Source organism: Neptuniibacter sp. 1_MG-2023 (assembly GCF_030547185.1).
Classification (GTDB): Bacteria; Pseudomonadota; Gammaproteobacteria; order Pseudomonadales; family Balneatricaceae; genus Neptuniibacter.
On record NZ_JAUOQR010000010.1, the window covers coordinates 61,602 to 82,210 of the forward strand.

At 43.6% G+C, this 20,609-nt stretch carries 17 protein-coding genes; 9 read left to right on the top strand and 8 right to left on the bottom strand.

Annotated features, from left to right (window positions below):
- Positions 1-19 precede the first annotated feature (19 nt).
- Positions 20-2,275: an ATP-binding protein gene (locus Q4492_RS11925; RefSeq protein WP_303418185.1), complete on the bottom strand. Its 2,256-nt coding sequence runs from the start codon at positions 2,273-2,275 to the stop codon at positions 20-22.
- A 137-nt stretch (positions 2,276-2,412) separates the two neighbouring features.
- On the opposite strand from Q4492_RS11925, the gene pyk reads away from it, so the two are divergent.
- Together pyk and gshA are read left to right on the top strand one after the other, a co-directional pair.
- Positions 2,413-3,849, top strand: coding sequence for a pyruvate kinase (gene pyk, locus Q4492_RS11930; RefSeq protein ID WP_303418187.1), 1,437 nt, complete (start codon positions 2,413-2,415; stop codon positions 3,847-3,849).
- Between the two features lie 132 nt (positions 3,850-3,981).
- On the top strand, positions 3,982-5,586 hold the full coding sequence (gshA, locus tag Q4492_RS11935; protein WP_303418189.1) for a glutamate--cysteine ligase: 1,605 nt from the start codon (positions 3,982-3,984) through the stop codon (positions 5,584-5,586).
- Positions 5,587-5,658: 72 nt separating this feature from the next.
- Here gshA and Q4492_RS11940 read toward each other — a convergent pair whose 3' ends face one another.
- Positions 5,659-6,063: a flagellar basal body-associated protein FliL gene (locus Q4492_RS11940; RefSeq protein ID WP_303418191.1), complete on the bottom strand. Its 405-nt coding sequence runs from the start codon at positions 6,061-6,063 to the stop codon at positions 5,659-5,661.
- A 263-nt stretch (positions 6,064-6,326) separates the two neighbouring features.
- On the opposite strand from Q4492_RS11940, the gene rsd reads away from it, so the two are divergent.
- Positions 6,327-6,800, top strand: coding sequence for a sigma D regulator (gene rsd, locus Q4492_RS11945; RefSeq protein ID WP_303418193.1), 474 nt, complete (start codon positions 6,327-6,329; stop codon positions 6,798-6,800).
- A gap of 10 nt (positions 6,801-6,810) precedes the next feature.
- The gene (locus tag Q4492_RS11950; RefSeq protein WP_303418195.1) at positions 6,811-7,788 is read left to right on the top strand and encodes a WD40 repeat domain-containing protein; all 978 of its coding nucleotides are present in this window, start codon (positions 6,811-6,813) and stop codon (positions 7,786-7,788) included.
- A 94-nt stretch (positions 7,789-7,882) separates the two neighbouring features.
- On the opposite strand, the gene Q4492_RS11955 is transcribed toward Q4492_RS11950, so the two are convergent.
- Together Q4492_RS11955 and Q4492_RS11960 are read right to left on the bottom strand one after the other, a co-directional pair.
- Entirely contained in the window at positions 7,883-8,596 is a 714-nt protein-coding gene (locus Q4492_RS11955; protein ID WP_303418197.1) for an FKBP-type peptidyl-prolyl cis-trans isomerase, read from the bottom strand.
- Between the two features lie 174 nt (positions 8,597-8,770).
- Entirely contained in the window at positions 8,771-9,253 is a 483-nt protein-coding gene (locus Q4492_RS11960) for a TIGR02444 family protein (RefSeq protein WP_303418199.1), read from the bottom strand.
- A 22-nt stretch (positions 9,254-9,275) separates the two neighbouring features.
- Here Q4492_RS11960 and Q4492_RS11965 point away from each other — a divergent pair, with 22 nt between their 5' ends.
- Entirely contained in the window at positions 9,276-11,216 is a 1,941-nt protein-coding gene (locus Q4492_RS11965) for an ATP-binding cassette domain-containing protein (RefSeq protein WP_303418299.1), read from the top strand.
- Positions 11,217-11,269: 53 nt separating this feature from the next.
- On the opposite strand, the gene Q4492_RS11970 is transcribed toward Q4492_RS11965, so the two are convergent.
- Entirely contained in the window at positions 11,270-12,577 is a 1,308-nt protein-coding gene (locus Q4492_RS11970) for an HDOD domain-containing protein (protein ID WP_303418201.1), read from the bottom strand.
- Between the two features lie 122 nt (positions 12,578-12,699).
- On the opposite strand from Q4492_RS11970, the gene ggt reads away from it, so the two are divergent.
- Positions 12,700-14,451: a gamma-glutamyltransferase gene (gene ggt / locus Q4492_RS11975; RefSeq protein WP_303418203.1), complete on the top strand. Its 1,752-nt coding sequence runs from the start codon at positions 12,700-12,702 to the stop codon at positions 14,449-14,451.
- 12 nt (positions 14,452-14,463) lie between these two features.
- Here the strand turns inward: ggt and Q4492_RS11980 are convergent, their stop codons facing one another.
- The 3 genes from Q4492_RS11980 to gmk all read right to left on the bottom strand — a co-directional run bounded on the left by Q4492_RS11980 (position 14,464) and on the right by gmk (position 17,614).
- The gene (locus Q4492_RS11980) at positions 14,464-16,599 is read right to left on the bottom strand and encodes a bifunctional (p)ppGpp synthetase/guanosine-3',5'-bis(diphosphate) 3'-pyrophosphohydrolase (protein ID WP_303418205.1); all 2,136 of its coding nucleotides are present in this window, start codon (positions 16,597-16,599) and stop codon (positions 14,464-14,466) included.
- A gap of 125 nt (positions 16,600-16,724) precedes the next feature.
- Positions 16,725-16,937: a DNA-directed RNA polymerase subunit omega gene (gene rpoZ / locus Q4492_RS11985; RefSeq protein WP_303418208.1), complete on the bottom strand. Its 213-nt coding sequence runs from the start codon at positions 16,935-16,937 to the stop codon at positions 16,725-16,727.
- Positions 16,938-16,999: 62 nt separating this feature from the next.
- Complete coding sequence (gene gmk, locus Q4492_RS11990) at positions 17,000-17,614, bottom strand: guanylate kinase (protein ID WP_303418210.1); 615 nt, start codon at positions 17,612-17,614, stop codon at positions 17,000-17,002.
- 252 nt (positions 17,615-17,866) lie between these two features.
- Between gmk and Q4492_RS11995 the strand changes: the two genes are divergently transcribed.
- From Q4492_RS11995 to Q4492_RS12005, 3 genes are all read left to right on the top strand, one after another.
- The gene (locus Q4492_RS11995) at positions 17,867-19,252 is read left to right on the top strand and encodes a peptidoglycan DD-metalloendopeptidase family protein (RefSeq protein ID WP_303418211.1); all 1,386 of its coding nucleotides are present in this window, start codon (positions 17,867-17,869) and stop codon (positions 19,250-19,252) included.
- A 239-nt stretch (positions 19,253-19,491) separates the two neighbouring features.
- Positions 19,492-19,695, top strand: coding sequence for a hypothetical protein (locus Q4492_RS12000; RefSeq protein ID WP_303418213.1), 204 nt, complete (start codon positions 19,492-19,494; stop codon positions 19,693-19,695).
- Positions 19,696-19,812: 117 nt separating this feature from the next.
- Positions 19,813-20,601: a putative hydro-lyase gene (locus Q4492_RS12005; protein WP_067863122.1), complete on the top strand. Its 789-nt coding sequence runs from the start codon at positions 19,813-19,815 to the stop codon at positions 20,599-20,601.
- Positions 20,602-20,609 lie beyond the last annotated feature (8 nt).

The following is a 20,609-nucleotide window of genomic DNA, read 5'->3' on the forward strand; positions in this document are numbered from 1 at the left end:
AAGATTCCAACTATCTATTTTAAGAAATAACATTATCAGGTGCTTGAGCTATAGGTAAACAAATCTTAAAGACAGCACCACCTTGGGGATGATTCTCTACTGATAATTGCCCTCCCATACTTTCAATAATTCGGTAGGAGATTGATAGCCCTAAACCTAAACCTTGCCCTGCTTTTTTTGTTGTATAAAACGGTTCAAAAACTCGATTTAAATCATCTTCAGGAACCCCTGGTCCATGGTCTCTCACCAGTAGAACCGTCCACTTTGGTTCGTTATATAGTTCGATATCAACCACGGGGGCCTGCTCGCTTTCCATCGCCTGAAGTGCATTACTGATCAGGTTCACTAGCACTTGCTCTAACCGCACAGTATCACCCATTACATAACTATGATCTAAGTCATGTGGCCAGTTAACTTGGGCTTTTACCTTATTAAGGCGGCCATACATTATCGACATCGCCCCATCATGTACGTTTTTAAGACAAACAGGTTCAGCATTTCCTGACGTTTTTCGTGAGAACTCTTTCAATGGATGGATAATTTTAGCCATCCTTTCCGTTAATTTACTTATCTCATTCAAATTCTTTTCAGCCGTATCCATACGCCCGAGCTTAAGAAAAGCCTGCGCATTATCAGCATAAGTACGAATAGCCGTTAGCGGTTGATTAAGCTCATGGTTAATACCTGCTGACATCTGCCCTAATACCGCCAGCTTTGCCGTCTGAATCAACTCATCTTGTGTATTCTGATGCTTTTCAACCTCTTCCAACAGCTTTCTATTCGCATCGGTTAGATCAGCCGTTCGCTCTTCAACGCGGTGTTCAAGAAGCTCTCGCGCATGCTTTAGCTCCTCTTCATACTGCTTACGTTGCGTAATATCGTGGATCGTGACAATAAACCGTTTAATCGCACCATAGTCCATATGCCCAATAATTAATTCAATTGGAAAGACCGAACCGTTTTTACGTAAACCCCGCGCCTCGGTGAATAACTCATCTTGGCGGTCCTCATCTGATGCGGTCAGATGTCGCCAGCAGATCGCCCTATCTTCTTGGGCTAAGAGTTTACTGATATATGCAGATCTAACATTGACCTCATCATATCCAAATAGCTTCTCACCCATAGAGTTCATGCTTTCAATCCGCCCTTGAGCATCTAAGGTAATCAAACCTGCTTGGGTATTATCAATTATTGCCCTAACTCTCGCTTCATTCTCCTCGAGTGCTTTTGTTTCAAGTAATTTAAAACGTGCCCGCTCCCGGGTAATACGCTGCCGAGTCAGTAATACCATGATCAACAAAACTAATGCGATAAAGATAAACCCTATAGTCAAAGCGGTATAAAACATTTTAACTTTGACAGATTTGGTACTCGCTAAGACAACAACTGTAAGACCGCTATCTTCTAAGTCTCGACTTTGTAGAAGAAATTCTTTCGCTTTAACCCCGTCTAAGGCTTCGTTATTGATCCTATCCCCATCCACCAGTGTGACGAGTGTACCGCCCTCTTCGCGCTCTTTTTTCTCAATAATATCTAGGGCTGTTAATTGATGATCTCCGTACCTTAAACTTTCGGCTATTCGCTGAATCGCTTGTTGAGATAAAGGTTTAAGAGTTCGAAACTTCCAGTCGGTCTGAGTTGATATAAAAATCACCCCATCTTCATCCGTCACTAAGATATCTAAATCAGGATCCGTCCAATCGGACTCAATCTCGTTTAAATCAATTTTGACAACAACGACACCTATAATTTGGTTATGGCTATAAGCGGGAAAAGAGAAGTAATAACCTCTTTTTTTCGAAACAGAACCTAACGCAAAATAACGCCCAGCCTTTCCTTCCATCGCATCTTTAAAGTAGGGCCTAAACGCATAGTTCTTCCCTACAAAAGAGCGCTCATTCGCCCAATTGCTTGCAGCAATAGTCATCCCGAGGTTATTCATCAAATACACATCTGCAGCATTGATCGATTGATTAACCTGCTCCAGATAGATATTAGCCCGCTGTGTCGATAAATTATCCGGCCACTGAAGCGCATCGGTCAAAGTAGAATGAGATGATAAAAGTTTAGGTAAGTCTTTATAGCGATCCAGTTTTTGCTGAAGGCTCAGGATATAACGATTTAAATCGGCACTAGAACGATGCTGCAGTTCATCCAGCCCCTGAGTACGACTGATTAACGTTGTTTGCACAACAACAACGACAAAAGTAGAAACCAGAAAGGTCACGAATAGTAATCGGTAACGACGCCAAGTTGTCGATAAAATATGAGACATAAATTTATGGCCAGTAAGGTTATCTGCTCGTTTATTAAAGCTCTTTTTATACTTAGTATCGAGAAATACTTAATTCGTACACTTAGTAGCACTATACTAGAGTCTAATGTTTCTCAAATACGGAGCAAATTTTTCTCATGTTGAAACGTACAAAAATTGTTGCCACTTTAGGCCCATCCACTGACCAGCCTGGTGTATTGGAAGAGATTCTTCGTAATGGAGTAAACACAGTCCGCCTAAATTTCTCCCATGGCAGCGCAGCAGATCACCGAAAAAGAGCCAGCGACGTTAGAAAAACTGCACGTAAATTGGGCTTATCCATCGCAATACTTGGTGATTTGCAAGGTCCGAAAATTCGTATTGCTCGTTTCAAAGATGATCGCATTACTCTTAAGAAAGGTGATCAATTCACATTAGATGCACAACTCGGCAACCAAGATGGCGACCAACAGCAAGTCGGAATAGATTATAAAGCGCTTCCAGAAGACAGTTCGGCTGGAGATATTCTGCTGCTAGATGATGGCCGCGTGCAGCTCAAAGTTTTGAGCATTGATGGAAGCCGAATTCTGACAGAAGTTATGATTGGCGGCCCTCTTTCAAATAATAAAGGCATCAACCGTCAAGGCGGAGGCCTTTCTGCGGCCGCCCTAACAGAAAAAGACCGCAGAGATATTAAAGTTGCTGGCGAAATCGATATGGACTACATCGCCGTATCTTTCCCTCGTAATGCAGAAGACCTACACGAAGCCCGTAGATTATTGGATGAAGCAGGAAGCCGTGCGGAGATAATTGCTAAAATTGAACGTGCAGAAACCGTTGCCAGCAATGAAGCGCTCGATCAAATTATCCTTGCTTGTGATGGGATTATGGTTGCGCGTGGTGACTTAGGGGTAGAAATTGGTGATGCGGAACTTATCGGTGTACAAAAACATCTGATTCAACGCTCCAGGGAACTGAACCGCTTTGTCATTACAGCAACACAGATGATGGAGTCGATGATCGAAAACCCAATGCCTACCCGTGCAGAAGTTTTCGATGTTGCTAACGCTATTCTTGATGGAACCGATGCCGTCATGCTGTCAGCAGAGACCGCAGCAGGTAAACACCCTATAGAGGTCGTTAAATCAATGACCTCTATATGCCAAGGCGCGGAGAAACACCAAATAGCACGCCCAATGGAGACAAATATCTCCATGAAAATGGAACGTTTTGACGAAACTATCGCACGGTCTGCAATGTATACGGCCAACCATCTCATCGGTGTAAAAGCGATAATCTGTCTAACAGAATCAGGGTCTACTCCATTATGGATGTCACGTATCCGCTCGGGCCTACCTATATTTGCGCTGACTCGCAATGAAAGAACTATGCGCCGCACCGCACTTTATCGAGGTGTTGAACCTATCTTCTTTGATGCAACCCAGATCAGTGAAGATAAACTTAATACCGAGGTCCTTGCAGGTCTAAAAGCGCGTAATCTCCTCCAAACCGGCGACCTTGTTATCCTTACCCGTGGCGCAACCTTAGGGAAAGATGGCGGCACCAACTCAATGCAGGTATTAAGCGTATCCTGAGCAATTTTCATTGGAGCAGGTATTTTCTTTACCTGCTCTAATGAATTATTTCATTTAAATCCGGTCAATATTGCGAACAATTCGTTTCATTGCAGCAATTTAGCGTTTGCTCAATTATAATGCCCCCCTTCAATGAGTGACTTAAAGGATCAGCGTTTGTCTTCCACAACATCCTATTCCCAACTACAGCAGAAGCTCAGCTGGTTAAAAGAAAGCGGCCACGTTAATTTATTAACTCAGCTTCAGCATGGTTTAGAGAAAGAAGGTTTACGTGTAGATCTTGATAAAGAACTCGCACAAACTTCTCACCCTGTAGCCCTTGGGTCTGCTCTTACTCACGAGTATATAACTACGGATTATTCTGAGTCGTTACTGGAATTTATTACCCCAGTCTTTGAACAGTCATCTGATGCATTACAATTTTTGGCGGATCTACATCGCTACACCTACCAAAATTTGGACGAAGAGCTGATCTGGCCAGCCAGTATGCCATGCCACCTTTTAGATGAATCAATAATTCCAATTGCCCGTTATGGCGATTCCAATGTTGGGAAGATGAAATACATCTATCGCGTAGGTTTAGAAAACCGCTACGGTAAGATGATGCAAACCATTGCCGGTATTCACTATAACTTTTCAATGCCTACCGACTTTTGGCCGATACTCCAAACCTACATGGGCGATAGTGGCTCCCTGCAAGAGTTCAGATCAGCCTCCTATTTTAGCCTTATTAGAAACTTCCGCCGCTACTCTTGGTTGTTAATCTATTTATTTGGTGCATCACCTGCGCTTTGTAGCTCTTTCCTAAAAGGGAAAAAACACGCACTAGAGAGCTTATCAGGAGATACCCTCTATCTGCCTTATGCAACCTCTTTACGCATGAGTGATTTGGGTTATTCCAACAAAGCACAAGCGGGCCTTAATATCTGCTTTAACCACTTAAATACTTATGCAAGCTCACTGAACCGAGCGATCCGAACAACCTACAAACCTTATGAAAGCTTAGGTGTTAAGGTCGATGGGCAGTACAAACAGTTAAACGCTAACGTACTGCAAATTGAGAATGAATATTACAGCGATATCCGTCCTAAGCGTGTTACACAATCTGGCGAAAAGCCTGTACACGCATTGATTGCTCGCGGCGTGGAATATATCGAAGTTCGTAATACCGATATAAATCCATTTTTACCTCTAGGTATAGATCAATGCCAAGCGGATTTCTTAGACACCTTCTTGCTAACCTGCCTTCTAATGGAAGAAAGAGAAATTAGCACCGAAGAGTGCGATCAGATTAGTGAAAACCACCAGCGCGTTGTTAGCCGAGGCAGAGAACCAGGATTAACTCTTCTCAAAGATGATCAGGAGATCGCTCTACACCAATGGGGTAGTGAACTATTGCTAGAGATGCAACAAACAGCCGCTCTATTGGATGAAGCTTACGGAAGTACGAACTACGTCCAATCGGTACAAGAGCAACAAAAGAAATTAGACAATCCAGAACTCACTCCTTCAGCACAAGTGCTAAAAGTAATGCGTGAGCAAAACCTAAGTCATAGCGAATTTGTTATGCAACAAGCCAAATTGCATAAACAAACGCTCTTATCTGACCTTATTGATCAGAACATGGAAGTTAAACTGAGAGATATGCAAGGTGACTCTCTGCAAGAACAGCGTGAGATTGAAGCGGCTGACAGCCAAGATTTCGATAGTTACTTAGCTGAATACATGTCAAATTAAGGGGCTATATCTTGGAATAAAAAAATGCAGGCTTAGCCTGCATCTTTTTATTCTAACGAACAATATATAAGCTTACTGAACAACAAAGCTGGTAAAAAACAGGTCAGACACAAAGCTCTCGCTTTCTTCTGCAATAAGAACATCCTGTACGACTTTCAACGCTTTTTTAGCCAATATATTTTGTGCTTCAATCGTCCCAACTGTTTCATCATTTTGAGAACTTAACAAAAAGACCAAATCATTTCTGATTTGCGGCATATGAGCATTAACCGCATGGTGTGCCGATTCACTCGAAACTTGAATTGTTACTTCGCATTTAAGAAAACGAGGTTTACCTACACCATCCAAGTTCGTTGTGAATGACTTCAATTCGATATAGTTCACATAATCTTCAACTGTTTTCTCTGTATCACCTTCAGCCCAAGCCAACTGCACAGAAAAAAACAATACCATTAATAAAGCCAGTCGTTTAAACATTTATCGCCCCGTAAAATCCAACAATATTCCGAGTATAACCCGCTCAGGTAATGCCCAACAGCCGCTCTGGAGAATATTTTCACTCAAGTACAGAAAAATAGCACTGGAACATGAAGCGACTCAATAAAAATGCGTTTTTCAGACAACGGCTGTTGCGCCTTGAAACAGCTTAGGAATATGATGGTTAAACCAAAGAGCGAAAGTATTGTTACAAACTTATTCTTATATGACTGCCTAAATTAAAGGCAGCAAAGGAGCGCATAATGTTAGAAAAATGTAAGAGCGCTAAGGAACGTTGGGGCGGTGTCAGCGAAATTATTGATAATTGGTTAGAGGGACGGCAGCGATTGATCAGCCTATTTGTCCATCTACCTGAACAACCAATCGATGATGAACTCAATCTACGTGTTCAAACCTTCTGCCAAGTAATGATGGATTACCTCTCATCTGGACACTTTGAAGTTTATGAACAGCTACTACTTGAAGGCAGTGACTTCGCTGACGGTAGTTTAGAAGAGGGTCAAGAACTCTTGCCTAAAATTCAGGTAAGTACGGATATTGCCCTAGACTTCAATGATGATTTTTCGACTTTATCTGAGCCAACCGTACAGACAATCAGAGAGTTCTCTGAGAATTTATCTAAACTCGGTGAAGCATTAGAGGAACGTTTTGAGCTAGAAGATAAGATGATCGCTGTACTGCATACTTCTCATCGAGATGCGGTAGTGACTGAGTAAGGATTAAATCATGCAGCCTGTCGTAAAATCTGTTCTAGTCGCTAGTGGTTTACTCGTCCTTGCAGGGTGTGACAGCGGCGATGCACCCTCAGCATGGAAAGAGTACGCCCTCCGAGGGGCGTACACGGCAAGCATATCCACAGAAGGAACCTACAGCGTGATCGGCTCATTCGATCACGGTGGAAGTTTATGGAAACTCGACAACCACGAGCGTCTCTACAATTGGAATCATCGGGCGAAAACACCTTCTATTATTGCGGCGACCGCCTTCTCTCCTGAAGAGAGCTATGCCGCCACAGCGGACCAACAGAATCTTGTTCTTTGGAGCCTAAGCACAGGTCAGGCAGAAGGGTTCTGGAGCTCTCCAGCCGAAATCATGCAAATGGATCTATCACCCAATGGCAATTATGCTCTTTTAGGATTAGCTAACCATACCGCCGTTTATTTTGATGTAAAAAGAGGTGGGGTTAAACGAACATTTCGCCATGATGCAAGAGTAAGGAGCGTCGATCTAAGTGATGATGGTTCTTTAGCATTAACGGGATCAGACGCTTACAAAGTCAAACTCTGGAGTGTTGAAACTGGCGAACTACTACAAGAGTTAACCTTAGGAAATGTAGTCGATACCGTTGCTCTTTCACCTAATAAAAAAACCGCCTTTAGTTCAGGTAGTTTGGATAAAGCGATTATCTGGGATATTGATTCAGGTAATGAAATTCATACCCTGAGCAACATCGCTAGTTTTTCTCAAAAGAGAATCAGCTATCTCAGTGCCCGTTTTTCCCCTGACAGCCAGCAACTACTCACAGGCACCGCCTCAGGTTTAGTGCAATTATGGGATGTAAACACTGGGGAAGAGTTAAAAAGCTGGAGAGTTCACCGCAGAGACGCCTACGGCCCAGTGCAAGCTGGAGTCTATGCCGTTGGCTTTGGCCAAGGGAAATATTATGCCCTTGCCTCTAATGGAATAATGAACGAACTGAAATAACGGTTCAATAAAAACACCGCGCACTGCATAACAAAAAAGGCCGCAACATGATTAACAATGTTGCGGCCTTTTTTATCTATCCAAAAAGAAGAGCTTACTTAGCTTCTTCTGTTGCTTCTTCAGCTTTCGGATTAATTTCAAGTAACTCAACTTCAAAGATCAGCGTTTCGTTCGGTCCAATTGCACCGCCCATACCACCGGGTCCATAAGCAAGTTCAGATGGAATAACTAAGCGTGCTTTACCACCCTCTTTAATAAGCTGTAGACCTTCAGTCCAGCCTGGGATAACACCATTCAGAGGGAAAGAAACGGGCTCATTACGGGAATAAGAGCTATCAAACTCAGTTCCATCAATCAACGTACCACGGTAATGAACTTTTACTATATCTTCAGCCGTTGGCGTTTTACCTTTACCTGCCGTTAGTTCTTGATACTGCAAACCAGACTTAGTTGTTACAACGCCTTTCTTTTTACCGTTCTCAGCTAGGTATTTTGTACCTTTATCTAGATTATCTTGGCTTAGCTGATCAAATTTCTTTTTCTGTTCTGCAACTTGACGCTCTTGGAAGGCTTTCATAACCTCTCCAACTTGATCAGGTGTCAGCTGTGGCTCTTCACCAGCATAAGTCGTTTTAGCTGCAGCGATGAAGGTATCAAAATCAAGATCAGAAATTGTTTTAAGTTGCTCGCCTACCATTAACCCAACACTGTAGCTAACTTTCTGCTCTTCAGTTTCTAGTTCTACTGCTGTAACAGCTGGAGAGATTAACGCGGCACTAAGAGCAACCGCTAATAAAGTTTGTTTCATCTGTTCTTATCCTTATTTATTATTCACTGGAAGTCCGTATTTATAGGCGACTTCCTAATAATCAAAACCATTCAAGGGCCAATGCAAACGTATTTCCAGTCCACTTCTGTGATGCTTAGTCCACGATTAAACCGCAAAGTTCACTCGCAAACCACCCCAAACCGCCCCATTTATTCATAAGTAGTGATTTAGTGCTGATAAAATAGGTCCAATTGCTAATTCAAGTTCAGGACTCACTTCAACATTTGCTGTTGCTATATAAGACTCAAGATTATTTCGGACTAAAGAGCGCGAGCCTTTAGACTGCATATAGACTCTCTTTTGCTGATATAACATAGCGAATTCAACCTGCTCACAGGCAAGTTCAGCTTGTTTCAATTTATCATAACATTCAGCTAATGCTCCACAATCTGCCTTCCGCCCTCGCACACGAAAGCGGATATCCCTCAATGCACCTGCGACCTCAAATTGCCACTGATCAGCATCATCACTTACACCAACCTCCGTTTTTTCACCTTGGCAGCCACACCAAACGGCATAGATAACCCGATTAATGCTCAAGCCAAATTGATCTTGTAGTAACAAACAAGCCGATTCAATACCGGGCTGTTGATAAAAATTGAGCGCAAAGTCCCATAGATCGTTTTTCAATTGCATCTGTATGTTAAAATCCGCCGCCATGATTCAATTACAAAAAGTAAGCTTACAACGCGGCCATAACATTTTGCTAGAGCAGGCCGATTTAACACTACATCCTGGCTGGAAAGTAGGGCTTGTGGGTGCCAATGGTGCAGGTAAAACCTCGCTATTCAAACTGATTCTAGGGGAACTCCACTGCGATAGTGGTGATTTAGAGCTACCAGGGGGATTACGTATGTCCCATATGGCTCAAGAAGTCCCTACATCCAATAGGTCAGCGCTTAAGTATGTGTTAGACGGTGATATTGAACTGCGTAAAGTCCAAAACCAATTAGCCCTCGCGGAACAAGAGCATCAACATGCCCGTATTGGCGAGTTACATGCAGAGCTAGACAATCTTGATGGTTATACAGCTGAATCTCGCGCAGCACAGCTACTGTCTGGACTTGGCTTTAGCCATACCGATATTACCCGCGGCGTAAAAGAGTTCTCAGGGGGTTGGAGAATCCGTTTAAATCTAGCACAGGCTCTGATGTGTCCCTCCGACCTTTTGCTGCTAGATGAACCCACCAACCATTTAGACCTAGATGCTACAATCTGGCTAGAACAGTGGCTTCGACAATACCCTGGGATGCTTATTCTTATCTCCCATGACCGCGACTTTCTGGATAATGTTGTCACTCATATTACCCATGTAGAACAGAAGAAGTTGCTGCTATATAAAGGTGGATACTCAGCGTTTGAACGCCAACGAGCAGAGCGCTTAGCCCAACAACAAGCGGCCTTCGTTAAACAGCAGCAGCGCATTAGCGAAGTAGAAGATTTTGTCCGCCGTTTTCGTGCAAAAGCGACAAAAGCAAAACAAGCACAAAGCCGTATAAAAGAGCTAGAGCGCATGGAGAAGATTGCACCTGCGCACATTGATAGTCCTTTCAGTTTTCAGTTTTGCTCTTCTGATAAGATGTCCTCACCCTTGCTCACACTATCCGATGCTGAATGTGGATATGATGGAAAAACCGTACTCAACAAAAGCTCGCTTTCTCTAACACCGGGAACACGTATTGGCCTGCTTGGCCCTAATGGCGCGGGAAAATCCACCTTAGTTAAAACCTTGGTTGGTGACTTAGCGCTCTGCAATGGGGAACGTCAGGAGAGTGATAATTTACAAATAGGCTATTTTGCCCAACATCAGCTTGAAGCTTTAGATATGGCGGCATCCCCTCTACTCCATATCAAACGGATAACGCCCAATGCTTCAGAACAAGAGATCCGTAACTTTTTGGGCTCCTTTGGTTTTATAGGCGACCGAGCATTGGAGCCTGTACAGAATTTCTCCGGCGGTGAAAAAGCACGGGTTGCCCTCTCTATGATCGCGTGGCAAAAGCCTAATCTATTATTAATGGATGAGCCTACCAACCATCTCGATCTTGAAGTTCGCCACGCGCTCACACTCGCCCTGCAATCATTTGAAGGGGTACTCATTTTAGTCTCCCATGATCGCCACCTACTTCGTAATACTGTTGATGAGTTCTTATTGGTCGCTAATGGACAAGTATCAGAATTTAAAGGTGATTTAGATGATTATCAAAACTGGCTATTAGAACAGAAACGCCAAGAACAAAAAGCTGAAGCCGATGCCTTCTCTAGCGAAAAAACGGACGAGAAAAAATCTTTCTCAGCAACTGAACGAAAAGAGCAAAAACGCTTAGCCGCGGAACGTAGAAATCAGCTGCGACCTATCAAGAAACGAATTGAAAAACTCGACGCTGATATGGAGAAACAACACGAACAGTTAACAGCAATAGAAGCGGCGCTCAGTGAAAGCTCAATCTACGAAGCGGTAAATAAAGACAAACTGAAAGAGTTGCTGCAGCAACAAGCCAATTTAAAGCAACAAGCAGAAATAACAGAACTTGAGTGGATAGAACAACAAGAAGCGCTGGAAAGTTTAGAAGAAGAGCTCAGCGAATTGGAAAAATAACACTCACAGCCACGGCATCGTTTATACGATACCCTGGCTGTATTCCAGCAAGCCTAATCACCCAAGATTTCAGTTAACTCTTTGATATTATTTTCATTACTCATTAGTTCCTGCAGCGTCTCAGCCACTTCCTCTTCATTTAAACCCAGCTCTTGGTACAACTCATCAGGTATCTTACTTACAGGCCCATCACTCAGCCCCTGCTGTCGAAGTAAACGATTGGAGAGATAAAGCAGTTTAGCGTATTGCTCATGCTCCCCTTTGTACTCTAGATTATTTTGCTGCCTAATCGCGACAGTTACAGGCTCGGGAAGATCCCAACTCGCCAACAACCAGCTGCCAATTTGCTCTCGAGTAACACTCAAAATCTGCTGCTCTATCGCATCTAAAGCAAAGTGCGGATTAGCCTCAATATAACGGGAAAGCAATGAAAAGTGAGGGGGAAAAAGGTGAGCCAACACTAGATAGCCAAAATTATGCAATAACGCCGAAAGATAAACTAAACCCGGTAGTGGGCGACTATCATTCGCCGTCATCAAACGACAAAGCTTTTCCGCAAGGCTGGCATTATAGACCGCTTGCATCCAGTAAGGTGTTGCACCACGAGGCAGATCATCAGGGAGTTTAAGCATCTGCCCCATCGCCGTACCTAGAGCCATATTAATCACAAGATCAAAGCCCAGCACACGAATAACCGCATCATCAATAGAGTGCACATCGCCCGGCGCAGCATAATAAGGTGATGCAGCCCAACTCATAACCTGAGCCGATAAGCTTGGATCCAGCTTAACCACCGGTACAAGCTCTTTCACACCCGCTTCTGGATCTGAGCGTAACATAATGATTTTTTTAACGGTTGGCGGTAGAGATGGCAAACCTAAAGTATCTTCAAGGCGCTGCTGAATACGTAGAACAGTAAAACGCTCCACAGCCTTAGAGATCACAGCGGTATCATTACCTTCCGGCTGAATCTCTGTAATCTGATCCAACGTCAGTCCCAACTCTAAACGCTGACCCATTTCCAACTGCTCAGCGATAGCAATAAAACTTAATCCAGAATGGGGTTCAATTAGCTCCAGTTGCTCATGCTGCAAGCATTCTGAGGCGATAAACAACTTCAATGAAAGCAGTTTGGCTTGCCCATCAGGGAAATTCAATGCATCTTGGCTAAAGTATCGGCTCGCATCTTCACCTTTAACCGGCTGGAGTTGGCGCCCGGTTTTTTTCCAAATCGCAACAAGGTTAAGTAGCGAATTAGCAGGTAATATAGCTAACGCTTTTCCTTCAGCATCATGCAATAACACTAATCGGAACTGCGGTAGTTCACCGCGATTTTCCAGAACGCATACACCTACTGACAATTTCCTTTCTCCAAATGCTAGTCTTGGCTTAATGTTAAGGGTAGATTATTAGTAACACTTTTAGAAAGCAAAACTCTTGATCAATTATTCACTTATTAAGTGCGATTTTTACCATTTTAACTATGAACTTACCGCATATACATCGGATTGTACTATTTTTTCTTCTATTTCCACTTTCAATCGCTTATGCAGTTGAGGAAGACCTAGCACCTGAAAATAGCACAGGACTTCAAAAAAGCATTATTTCAAGTGAATATAACTCCCTTGTTGTCACAGCTAACCCCCTCGCAACAAAAGCGGGTTTACATATACTCCAACAGGGTGGTACTGCGGCAGATGCAGCCGTTGCCATTCAGGCAATGCTTACCTTGGTTGAGCCGCAATCCTCAGGCATTGGAGGGGGAGCCTTTCTACTATATTGGGATCAAACAACCGAAAAGCTAATCGCATTAGATGGCAGGGAAACCGCTCCTCTCGCGGCTGATTCACAACTATTCTATCGTAACAAGCAACCTATGCGATGGGTTGATGCCCTTGTAGGTGGGCGCTCTGTTGGTACACCTGGTGTACTGAAAATGCTGGAGTTAACACAATCTAAGTATGGTAAGCGGCCATGGAAAACCTTGTTCAATGATGCGATTCATCAATCAAAAGAAGGCTTTAAAATAAGCCCTCGCCTGCACAAACTAATCGCCAGCGGTATAAACCCAGGCTTAAATAGATATCCTGAAGCACGAGAGTATTTTTATTTAAAAGATGGCTCGCCATTACCTACCGGCTTTGTTCGTAAAAACCCTGCGCTGGCCGATAGCCTTGAATTGATTGCCCAGCAAGGGAGCTCAGTCTTTTATCAAGGCACTATAGGCACCAAAATCGTCAGTCAGGTTCAAAACGCAACAGATAATCCCGGCTTACTCAGTACCGCTGACCTAAAGCAGTATCAAGCGATTGAGCGCGCCCCCATCTGCTTACCCTACCAAGGGTACAAAGTTTGTGGCTTTCCGCCCCCTACATCCGGCGGTGTAACGGTCTTACAGATATTAAAGTTGCTAGAGCATACAAACTACTCAGCACTCGCACCTGACAGTTCAAACGCGAAGCACCTATTTACACAAGCCTCACGTCTCGCCTTTGCTGACCGTGGTCGTTATTTAGCTGATAGTGATTTTGTTGATGTGCCGGTATCCAACCTATTAAATGAAAACTATATTCAGCAACGTGCCCAGTTGATCAATCCAAAAAAAGATACTGGCACCTTAGCACCTGGGCGCCCCCAAGGAGTTAAGACTGCGTGGCAGGATGACCAATCACCAGAGCTTCCCTCCACCAGCCATTTTGTCGTTGTAGATCAATGGGGAAATGCCGCCTCTATGACAAGCAGTATAGAGATGGCGTTTGGCTCTACGCTCATGGCTGGGGGGTTTTTACTCAATAATCAGTTGACCGATTTCTCATTTACTCCTGAAAAACAAGGTCGCCTAATTGCCAATAGGGTTCAACCGGGTAAACGACCACGTAGCTCCATGTCACCTTTTATGGTGTTTGATTCGGAGGGGAAACTATATGCTGCGGTTGGCTCACCCGGCGGGAGCCGTATCATTAGTTATGTTGCAGAAAGCTTATTAATGATGCTGAATACAGAGCTACCTCTGCAGCAAGCAATCAACACACCACACGTAAGTAACCGTAACGGCATTACAGAATTAGAAGCAGGAACTACAGCGGTACAGCTGGAGGAGCCGCTAAGCCAAATGGGACATGAAATTAAAATTCGTGATCTAAACAGTGGATTACACGCATTTCGCCGTACAGATAGCGGGAAATGGGAAAGTGGTGTTGATAATCGAAGGGAGGGGTTAGCCTTGGGCCAGTAACTATAATGCGCGCTATTCCCGCGCAATCCGGTTAACGCTCTTCAAGTTACGCAATTTTTTCATCACACGGGCCAGATGAATACGATCAGTCACAGTTACTTCTATATGCACATTAGCTAGCGGCCCTTCATGATCTCCTATATCAATGGCTACAACATCCGCACCCGCACTTGCAGCGGTTGTTGCGAGTTCAGCAATAATACCTCGATGAGACTCAACCTCAGTCTTCAAGTTAACGCTAAACTCTTCCTCTAGCTTATCGGACCATTCAAGGTAGATACATTTTTCTGGATCATCACGTAGATAGCCAATATTCCGGCAATCTGTTTGATGAATCACTAACCCTCGACCTGTACTAATATGGCCGATGATTTTATCGCCAGGAATCGGCAAACAACATTTCGCATATTGCAGCACCATACCCTCTGTCCCTTTAATGGACATTGGTTTTTGGTTACGTAAGCGCTCACTTCCCGCTTCATCACCGCTCGCAGGCTGCTCAGGACGCAGACGTCGCGCTACCACATACGCCATACGGTTACCTAAACCAATATCTTCGAGCAGATCATCTAGATTCGCAAGCTCAGCTTCATGCAGCAGGTCACGCAATTTAAACGGATCTATATCGTTAACCGAAGTGCCATAATTAGCTAAGAATTGATTTAATAAGCGTTGCCCAAGCTCGACTGATTCATGTCGCTGCTGGTTTTTCAGATAGTGTCGAATCGCCGTGCGCGCTTTGCCAGTTACAACAAAGTTTAACCATGCCATATTCGGCTGTGCGCTAGGCGTCGTAATCACCTCGACCGTTTGACCATTCTCCAAAGGTTGAGACAAAGGAGCCAAACGACGATTAATACGACAAGAGACACAGGAGTTACCTACATCGGTATGTACCGCGTAAGCAAAATCAACAGCCGTAGCACCACTCGGCAACTCCATTATCTTACCTAAAGGCGTAAAGATATAAACCTCATCGGGAAAGAGATCAGTCTTAACACTATCGATAAACTCCATAGAGTTGCCCGCACTTTGGTGCATCTCCAATAAACCTTTAACCCACTTGCGAGCACGTTTATAGGAACCTAAAGCGCTTTCTGAAGCATCACTGCCATCATCATTCTTATAATGGCTATGTTCAGCGATCCCTTGGCTCGCGACCACGTCCATCTCATGGGTGCGGATCTGCACTTCGATCGTAATATCTCGCGCACCAAACAGGTCTGTATGCAAAGACTGGTAGCCGTTTGCTTTAGGAATCGCTATATAATCTTTAAAACGTCCGTGTACAGGCTTATATAAGTTATGCACTGCACCTAAAGCTCGATAGCAATCATCAACGCTCTCCGTGACAATACGAAAAGCAAACACATCCATTATTTCTGAAAAAGATTTACGCTGCGCTTTCATCTTAGAATAGATGCTATAAAGGTGCTTCTCTCGTCCTGTGACGGTGCCGCTTAAGCCTTCTTTCTCTAACCGTTTTTCAATCGTTTCCTGAATGGAACTAATAATATCTTTACGCTGCCCTCGCGCCTGAACAACAGCACGACGTATATATTTAGCACGCATCGGATAATGGGACTGGAACGCCAAATCCTCTAGCTCGACCTGAACATCACGCATACCTAAACGGGCAGCAATCGGTGCATAAATATCTAAAGTTTCACGGGCAATACGGCGCTGTTTATGGGGTGGCATTGCCCCCAAGGTACGCATATTGTGGAGACGGTCGGCTAACTTAACCAAAATAACACGAATATCTTCCGCCATGGCCAAGACCATCTTTTGGAAGTTACTCGCTTGCGCTTCGGCTTTAGTTTCAAATTCAAGGTGGGTTAGCTTAGAGACGCCATCAACAATATCAGCCACTGATTTACCAAACTGTGACTCAATACCTTCATAGCTGATATCTGTATCTTCAATAACATCATGCAACATCGCCGCCATCAAACTCTGATGGTCCATGCGCAGCTCTGCCAAGACATTAGCAGCAGCTAATGGGTGGGTTACATAAGGTTCACCACTTTTACGTTTTTGGCCATCGTGCGCCTGTTCTGCGTAAAAATAGGAACGACGCACCTGTTGGATCTGCATTGGATCCAAATAATCGCTTAAGCGTTGTGATAGTGCGTCTATTGTTTGCATTGCCTCTCCAAACTACCTGCGTTCATACAGAAATAATGCCGTAATAACGCCACTAGGAAAAGTCTTTAATAACGAAAACGCCCTGATAAATCAGGGCGTTTGAAAAGAATGTCAGAACCGAGCGATTAATCGCGTTCGATTTCATCCAAAATAGAGCGACCGATATGACCTTCAGCGATTTCGCGCAGCGCCACAACAGTAGGCTTATCATTTTCCCAATCGATTTTAGCTTCTTTACCGCCAGTAGCCAGCTGACGTGCGCGCTTAGCAGCAACCATTACTAACTGGAAACGGTTGTCTACATTTTCCAGGCAATCTTCAACTGTAACTCGTGCCATCGGTAAAACCTCGAAAATTTTGAGTGTATTGAAAGACCGCGTAGTGTACCGCTAGATCTATATTATGACAAGAGACTTACAAGCAAATCATGGCAATGATCTTTCTGTCGTTCGATTTTCATACGTTGAGATAAAAAGATGCCGTGTAACTCTTTCAAAGCGGTCTCAAAGTCATCATTGATAACTAAATAATCATATTCAGGATAATGGCTCATTTCACTTGCCGCTTCAGACATACGTAAGCCAATAACCTCCTCACTATCCGTACCACGCCCTTTCAAACGCTGCTCTAAAACTTCACGCGAAGGCGGTAGAATAAAAATTGATAAGCAATCAGGCATCAAACGTCGAATCTGTTGTGCTCCCTGCCAATCGATTTCTAAAATAACATCCTTGCCTTGCGCTAACTGAGTTTCAACCCAGCGCTGAGATGTACCATATTTGTTAGTAAATACTTCAGCAAACTCAAGAAAATCAGCATCCTCAATCATCTGATTGAATTGCGTCATAGAAACAAAATTATAATCAACGCCATCGACCTCACCAGGTCGCATATCCCGCGTGGTATGAGAAACCGATACAACAATCTCACTATCTTGTTCCAACATCGCTTTTACTAAACTAGTTTTGCCCGCACCAGAAGGGGCAGAAACAACATACAAGGTGCCTTTAGCCATTAGATCATCTACCCTAATCAATCAGATATTATTGAATATTAGCCATTACCGACATATCTATTCATGCAAGTTAGCAAGATAAACTACCCTATTATTTCGCTTAAATAGATCTAAAAAATTACATTAATTATTATTTTATCACTAAAAGAGTGACCACGCGCAGAGTTACAGTGAGCAAATACGGGCCTTTCAGCCATTAATCATATATGATTAAAATAATATAATTCTAATTTTTAGTATGATGGTAAATTAATGCGCTGGATCTCATCCTCAGCAAATTTTGTTACAGCACTGCCTAAGATCCACCGTAAAGCGCTGGCATTTTTAGCTGTACTGTTACTAATAGCACTCCTTCTTCCCTCTTCGAATAGCTCGGTTAGCACCCCGTTATCACTAGATCATCTGATAGATACTGATGCGCCTCTATTCGAAACACCCACACTAAGTATCCGCCAATTAAAAGCACCTTGGGCTTTTGACTCAGTGCCCGAAAACGAAACCTTATTGGTGCCTGCGGCCGGTCTGCGTAATAGCTATCAGTATATTGTGCGAAAAGGCGATACCTTAAGTAGTATTTTTGAGCGCCTACAGCTGCCGCAAAAAACCATGTATCAGCTTTTAGAGGCCGACCTTAACGTCTTAGCCTTAGATAATTTAAAACCTGGCCATACCTTAGTCTTTGAAAAGCAGGACCAGCTGCTACAACGTTTAGAATTACAATTTAGCCTTGCTCACAAAGTAGTCTATCAACGTAAAGAAGGCGACGGCTTTGAATTTAATGAAGTCCAGCTTGAAGGCGATTGGAAACAGCAACTGATAAGCGGCGAAATTCTTTATAGCTTCACGGGCTCAGGCAAACAAGCGGGTCTAAGCCAATGGGAAGCGCAAACCATCACCGAGCTACTCAAACAGCGTGTTGATTTCCGCCGCGACATCCAGCGCGGAGATAAATTTGAAGTACTACTCTCACGCCAATATGTAGACAATGAAGCGACGGGCGATAATAAAATTGAGGCGATTCGTATTAAAAATCGTCGCCATGAGATCAATGCCTTCCTGTTTGAAGATAACTACTACGATGAGAAAGGACGTAACCTTGAGAAAGCATTCCAACGTTACCCATTCAATGGAAAATACCGCCTTTCCTCTAGTTTCAACCCCAAACGACGCCACCCGATTACAGGCTTAATTAGACCTCATAATGGTACTGATTTCGCGATGGGTGTAGGCTCTCCCGTTGTAAGTATTGGCGATGGTATCGTATCTCGCGTAGTTCGCCATAAATACGCTGGACTCTATATTGAGATCCAACATGGGCAAAGTTATAAAACACGCTACTTACATTTAAGTAAATCTTATGTAGTGAAAGGGCAAAGAGTTAAACGTGGAGAACGCATTGCGAAATCAGGTAACACCGGCCGTTCAACAGGCGCGCACCTACACTTTGAACTACATGTAAATGGCCGCCCAGTTAATGCGATGACCGCAAAAATACCTATTGCAGTTTCACTTCAAGGTAAGAAAAAAGAGGCCTTCCAGCGCCAGCTAAAAGATTATTTAGCAAGAATAGAAACCGCGCAAAATCAGCAGGTAGCCCAAGCTAAGCAAAACGCTCAAAAAGCAGAATCAACCCTGTAATAAAGACCGTTGAAGACAGCCGAACACAGATAGATCGCCCAAAAATCATAAAAGCGCTCTATCCTGTGTTCACGGCAACAATCCCTCAATTTAGTACATCCCCTTATTCGCTCTAATAACAAATTCCACTTGATAAATATTTTCTATCACAGCTAGGATCAATTATTGATTAGACGCTTACTCTCCTTTCAGCCATGATGACTATTAAGTCTGCGTTAAAAGGAAAAGGCCTAAGCAAAATGAGTGATAAGAAAAATAGCACAATACCACTGGATCAATTTCTGGATATCCGCCATGTTGATGAAATAATGAAAGCGGATGAAAACAGTTGGTGGGTACAGCGCCGCTCTATAGGCGTAAACGGCAAGCTCAGCAGCCAATCACGTATTGTATTTTTTGCTCATACCCAAGCCGCCGCCGAACAATGGATAAGAACGCAATAAGAATCTATCCTTAATCTCGCACTACCGATCCGCTTAATAAGGGGTTCATCGCTGCAAACTTCCGCGGATAGATAACTGAAAACTATAGATTCCAGCTCACCATATATAGGGTTAGATATGACATCAGATAAAACGCCTTTACAGATTCGCCAGATGATTCGTCACGGTGAACATAATGCAAATACCTCTGGTCTAGCTCAAGGTTTCGTACAGGGTAACTTGGCCATTATGCCGCAAGACTGGGCTAATGATTTTTTAAGATTTTGCCAACTAAATCCTAAACCTTGTCCTATTGTTGGCATGTCTAACAAGCCCGGTGACTTTATGCTGCCAGATCTAGGTGAAGATTTAGATATTCGCCGCGATGTACCTAAATATCGTATCTATGAAAATGGCCAACTCACACAAGAACTTAATGATGTATCAGAGGTTTGGCGCGATGATCTTGTTACTTTTGTGCTAGGTTGCTCCTTTTCTTTTGAGGAAGCGCTGATAGCCGACGGGCTAGAGATCAGAAACATTACAGAAGGCGTCAATGTGCCTATGTATCGAACCAATATTGAATGCCGACCTGCGGGACGCTTCAGTGGATCAACCGTCGTTAGCATGCGCCCAATGAAAGCTGCCGATGCGATTCGCGCAGTCCAAATTTGTACCCGTTTCCCCTCTGTTCACGGTGCGCCACTCCATTTAGGTGACCCATCTCAGATTGGTATCACTGATATCAACCAACCAGACTTTGGCGATGCTGTCACAATTAAAGAGGACGAACTACCTGTTTTCTGGGCCTGCGGAGTGACACCTCAGGTCGCTATAGAGCAAGCAAAACCGCCCTTCTGTATTACACACAGCCCCGGTCATATGATCATTACTGATCTACCCAATTCTCGTTTAGCTATTCTTTAATAAGGAGC